This window comes from Ruegeria sp. BHSB056, from assembly GCF_059613305.1.
This window is the reverse complement of sequence record NZ_JBXWSG010000137.1, coordinates 1-5,732: the sequence shown is the minus strand read 5'-3', so window position 1 is coordinate 5,732 and position 5,732 is coordinate 1. Positions and strand designations below refer to the sequence as shown.

3 protein-coding genes are annotated in these 5,732 nt (G+C 50.7%); 2 read left to right on the top strand and 1 reads right to left on the bottom strand.

Going from position 1 to position 5,732, the window contains the following annotated elements; genetic code table 11:
- A partial coding sequence (locus AC2FND_RS19380; RefSeq protein WP_496771354.1) for a helix-turn-helix domain-containing protein occupies positions 1-949 on the top strand: 949 nt, incomplete at its 5' end.
- A gap of 154 nt (positions 950-1,103) precedes the next feature.
- Positions 1,104-2,213 (top strand): Fic family protein, encoded by a 1,110-nt coding sequence (locus AC2FND_RS19375; protein ID WP_496771353.1) that lies wholly within the window; start codon positions 1,104-1,106, stop codon positions 2,211-2,213.
- A gap of 137 nt (positions 2,214-2,350) precedes the next feature.
- Here the strand turns inward: AC2FND_RS19375 and AC2FND_RS19370 are convergent, their stop codons facing one another.
- Positions 2,351-5,689 carry a DEAD/DEAH box helicase gene (locus tag AC2FND_RS19370; RefSeq protein ID WP_496771352.1) on the bottom strand — a complete coding sequence of 1,113 codons (3,339 nt, stop codon included), beginning with the start codon at positions 5,687-5,689 and terminating at the stop codon, positions 2,351-2,353.
- Positions 5,690-5,732 lie beyond the last annotated feature (43 nt).

The window sequence follows — 5,732 nt, the reverse complement described above, 5'->3', positions numbered from 1 at the left end:
GGCCAGAGAACCTCTTGGGTTAAAATCCACAACTCTCAATGTCCTGAGAGCGATGATTTCCTTTGTGGACGGTGATCAGATTGCTGCGGACCAGGATGATCATCACATCTGCTTCGCTTCCAACGCGGCGATCGCCAAACGAACACATGTCAGCGTGCAGACAGTTGAGCGTCATATCACGACGCTGGTTGAGCTTGGCCTTGTCCGCCGCGTCATGAGCGCAAACGGCAAGCGATGGGCGCGCCGGGATCGACAGGGCAAGGTGGTCAGCGCAACCGGGCTCTCCTTAATGCCTTTATCTGAACGGCACGCTGAGTTCATCCAGGAAGCCCAGAGGCATGCTGATCGAGTTCTGGAGTTCACTGTACTCCGCGACAAGGTTTCTGCCGCTCTGGCGCGCCTTAGGGAACTCGTAGCAAATGACACTGCGATCTCTGATTTAATGACCACCGTACGCAATGCTCTGCGTCGCAAACCAGATGCGAGTGTACTCAGTGAACTGCTGGCAGAAATCTCTGTGGAAATCTCCGAGATAACACAGACAGATACAGAAAAGTTGAGGGCCAGTGACAGTGAAATTGAGGGGCACAAAGAGGACTCTTTGAATCTGGAAGTTAAGAAAGAAAAACTTTCTCAGATTCAGGTTTCTCCAGACCAAATGGAGCGCAGTTTTCCACGGCTATGCTCAGAACTACGCTTTGCAAAAGATCAGCACCACTGTGATCGGCTTATGGATGATATCGCTGAGTATCTACGGCTTGGCCAAACCTGGTATGCAATGAAATCAACTTTTAGCCCAGCTATCTGTTTCATTGTTCTCGGATACATCTTTCAACGTGCTGAGAACATACAATCTCCAAGGGCTTATCTGATTTCATTACTGGCTAAAATCGAAAAGGGGGAACTATCTCCAAAAGCAATGCTGTCAAGTACCTCCAGTATTAAGTAAATTTGGGAAAACTGGATGAGATTTACCGTTTTCAGATTACACCTCCAATCGATGATCGGACCGAAGAGTTTGAAAAAGGTGAGCAATAGGATTGACCTCTATAAATCATATATAGATAAATAGTGAGTTATAGAAAGGAGGCTTATACCTCACGATGTGGAACTGGCAGAACCCTGATTGGCCGACTTTTCGTTATGATGCCACAAGACTCGAACCATATGAGCAACAGTTCCTGTTGTCCTCAGGGGAAGTTCTCGGGGCGGTTCATCATGTGAACACATCGGATCGAGATCAATTGCGTATCGATCTGCTAAGCGAAGAAGCGATGAAGACCAGCGCGATCGAAGGTGAGATGCTGGATCGTCTCAGCGTGCAATCTTCCTTGCGCCGCCATCTTGGACTGGCTCCCGACAGCTATCCATCCAAACCGCGCGAGCAGGGCGTTTCTGAAATGATGGTGGATGTTTATTCCACCTATTCGGAGCAGCTGTCACATGACACCCTGTTTCGGTGGCATGACATGCTTCTGTCCCATGACAGGCACCTGGAAGCGATTGGATCATACCGGAGCCATGAGGATGCGATGCAAATCGTCTCAGGCAGGCTCGACCGCCCTACGGTGCATTTCGAAGCGCCACCTTCACATCAGGTTCCAGCAGAAATGGACCAGTTCGTCACTTGGTTCAACCGGACCGCACCAGATGGTCCCGAGCCCTTGCGCGCACTGATCCGGGCCGGTTTGAGCCATCTGTATTTCGAGAGCATTCACCCCTTTGAAGACGGCAATGGCCGATTGGGTAGGGCGCTGGCTGAAAAGTCCCTGGCACAAAACATTGGTCAGCCAAGCCTGATTGCTCTTGCATTCACGATCGAGCGAGAGCGGAAGGCATATTATGATCAGCTTGAACGCCATCAAAAAACGCTGGACGTCACGCCATGGCTTACCTGGTTTGCCGAGACCGTCCTTACAGCGCAGCAGGTGACTCTTGAGCGGGTTGGGTTTTTCATATCCAAGACGCATTTCTACGACCGGCATCGTGATCAGTTCAATGCCCGTCAAAGCAAGGTCATCGCCCGGTTGTTCAAGGCTGGACCAGACGGTTTCAAAGGAGGGTTGAGCGCCGAGAACTATATCTCGATCACCGGAACGTCGCGCGCCACTGCGACGCGGGACCTGCAGGATCTGGTAGAGAAGGGTGCTCTGAACCGAACGGGTGAACTTCGGTACACACGCTATTGGCTAAAGTTGGACCGGGAAGGGTAGGGGGCTGAAGTACGGCACGAAGGGCGGAAAGTGTGAATTCGCGGCATTGCAGCGCAAAAATGAGCCTGGCACGAAAGCAGAAATCCCCGAAAACCAATCAGAGCTGCTCAAGGTTTAATAACACACTTGGTAGGAGCTCACATGTCCTTGATAGCGATTGCCACTTCGACCTTTCCAACCGTTGATCCCAAGGTATCTGTTGGTGTGATTTGCGAAACGTACGCTCGAATTTCCTCAAACTCGCGGTGGATTTCCACACGCGTAGTTTGACCGCCACGACTTAGTTCGAGGGCAAGCTTTTCGACCATGTCGTAACCTTGGCGAACGCATACACCCAAAGTATCCAAGCCAACAGGGGGTCTGCTGTCGCCCCCTTGGTGAATTTTCATTGCTTTGAAGACTAGATTTGGGAGCCCAAAAATGTATGCTAACTCGGGTACTATCCGCAGTGCGAATTCTCGGGCTTTCTCACAAGTTTTGATGAGATGAGGTTGCGTTCCGTATTCGATTTCAAGCACCGACAGGGGGTTCCCCTTCATCCACAAAGCGAGAAGTGGGCGCAGCTTTTGAGCAGCGAGTTCCGCCTTCCTATCCAACGAAGCGGTTCGCTTGAATTGCGTACCCATGAAGTTTTCGAGCGTCTCCGATCTAATTAGTGTTAGGAGATGTCGTGGGTTGTTGTTTAACCAGTCAGATATCCAATCAAACCAATCTGATATAGGCGCTTCAAATCTCAAATCCACGTTTAGCTTTGCAGCAAGCTGGTTGACTATTTCGACTGGGATTCCGGCAGAGGCGGCGAGCTGTTCTTTCCATTGGTCTTCTGGTTCTCGATCTTCACTTACTGCTCGTAGAGAGTTGATGCGTTCGGAAAACCAATGATCCTCGTCGCGCTTTCTAGCTTGGAATGCTGCAAGCGATCTGTTCAGCAACGCACCAAAGCCTCCGGTCTCTTCTAACGCAGTATCGACGCTGAATTGAAGTCTACCCATAAGGTATTCGGACATTGGCGTGTCGGCAGCGGAATGAGCATGGATGTGGTCAAGTATTGGCGTAAGTGGGTCTTCAATGACTACGCATTGGTCACTCTGCGAAAATATTCCCTGAAGTTCAGTCCAGTATTTGTGGATAGTACTGGTTTCGTTGTTGAAGTGCACAACTTTGCTGGGCACCACCAGCACAAATCCATGCGAACGATCACCCGCACGACCCGCACGTCCCGCAGCGTTGAGAAGCTCGTGTGCCTCGAGCTGTTCCATTTTCTCCGCTTCGAGATCGAACCTGCTGTCACCACCGATCAACACGATGTCGCTAGGCAGGTTCATTCCCTGAGACAGAGTTGATGTCGCTATCATAACGTTAACGCCATCCGGACGTTTAAAAATAGCTTCGTGCAAGCGCCTCTCTAATGGTAGGAGGTGGCCGTGATGGCAAACGCTCGAGTTGGCTGGATGATCATCGTCCTTAGAAAGGTGGAGGTATGTGTGGGCAGCTCCGCCAACCTCTTCTTCAACAAGCTTTAGCAGTTTCTTCTCTTCTTCAGTTAAGGTCAGCAAGCCGGCATTTAGACGTTTGCTGACCGATTTGTCCGTCGAAATCGCATTCGGGATCGTTTGCACGAAAACGATTGTTTTTAGACCTTTTTTTGCGCTCGCCTCAGCCAAATCCGCAGAGACTTGAAGACCGTTGGGTGTGAGATACCATCGATAGTCTTTGTTTTTCGCAAGGCCAGGATTCTCCGCGAATTCATCTGGAAGGATTTTTGCTGTCCCGAGCGTGATAGTTTCTTCCAGTAAAGGTATGAGTGAATAGTCGCCCCTGTTTGTCGATTGCCACGTCTGGTGAAGGCAAAAGAAGCCGAAAGGTTGCACTACCATCTGCCGTTGGATAGCTGCCGGAACCCCCTTTGTTTCTGAGCTTGCTCTTCCAGCCTTAAGATTGGCTTTGAGTGCGTCGATCTCGTTCTGGCCGTAAACGACACACCCTCTAACTTGCCTCGTTGGCTTCCATAGGAGGTCCAGCGGGATACATTGTCGCCCCGTTAGATCACCCAACCAGTCCGCGATTTCTGACGTGTTCTGCATCATTGCCGACAAGAAAAGAAAGTCAGTTTCTGGCGCTAGGTTCCTTAGGTTGAGAATGCAAAGCATCGCGTCAACAGAGCGCCGACTCTTGTCTTTCTCTCGGGGATGAAGCAAGTGGCATTCATCGAAAACGACCAAACCGACCTCGGAGAAAAGCTCGGGCCGGAAGTTTAGAAGGGCTAGGCAGCGTTCTGGTGTTAGCACTGAAATTGGGTTCAGCGATTGCAAATCAGCATCTAGGGAAAAATCCAGCGTCTGCTCGCGGAAAATGTCCTGATCCGGGAATGAGGCCTCTAGCGCCCTTGAGGTTTGATCAACCAAGGCAAGCGTGGGCGCGAGAAAAATAACCTGTTTGTTGCGTGCTATAGCAGTAGCGATTTTCAGCTCAGACAAAGTGGATTTTCCTGCTCCGGTCGGAAAACTAATCGCAGACGAAACACCAGTCTCCAAGTAACCTTCTTCTATAGCCTTTCTATGATTAGGCCAAAGGAACGGTCGGTCTTTGGCTATCCTCCTAAGTAGGGTGTTCCATTTGCTTGGTTCGACACCCCCCGGAGCATCGACGTTGAGCAGTGCAGAACCAACGAGGTCCTTGTGTGCACTAGATATGAGGGATGCCAAATGTAATGGGCCAGATAGGACCGAGTTTTGTGCCCTCGGGGTGACTTCAAGCCCGATGCCGATTGGCTCAGAGCATAGGTCAATAACTCGATCAATTTGAACTGCTGGGGATTCCCCAATTGCACCCGGAATATCGGCTTGCAGAATCTGAGCTGCAATAGTGCGAACGCATTCGAACAGATTGAAGTAGAGAACGCGAGCGGCAGATTCCTCAGAAAAGCCAATTTTGGCCAGTGCTTCATACGGAGGGACGATCTCCAACACGGCGCTCAAATCCCCCGTACACAGGCAGGAGATTGACCGTAGTAAGGCGGTTTCGATTTGTCCTTCCTGTGGCATATTAAACCGCTTGGTCATTTCCGCAGCATCTGCAGTCGATTCAGCAGTTAAAAACAGTAGCGCTGCCGACACTTCTGGTGAGATAAAATCGCTGGTGAGTTCGGTTGGCCCCGTTTTCCCCTCAATAGCTTGGCTATAAAGCACGCGGGCGTGGTGAGCTGACCCTGCAACAAACGCTGCAGATGATCTGTTTGCGCGACTGTTAGCAGTGGCGACAAGCGCCTCTTGTGTAGCCGCCAGGCGACCTAATAGGTCGATGTTTGCTTGAAGCGCCTCGAGATCGGGTTCTACGCCACTGATTTCATTCAAGCGGATTCTAGCAGCTACGATTTGAGCGTAGGTTTCTGTCAGAAGCTTTGGGACATCCGCCTTGTTGAGGCCCACCAAGTCCGGCGCGTCGGACATCAATTGCAAAGTAACTGGATCAAACACTAGCGCTAACCCTTTTGACTTCAGCTTTTGCCATTTCCGCGAG

Coding starts and splice junctions, on each gene's coding strand:
- AC2FND_RS19375 (WP_496771353.1), top strand. CDS start 1,104: ATGTGGAACTGGCAGAACCCTGATTGGCCGACTTTTCGTTATGATGCC.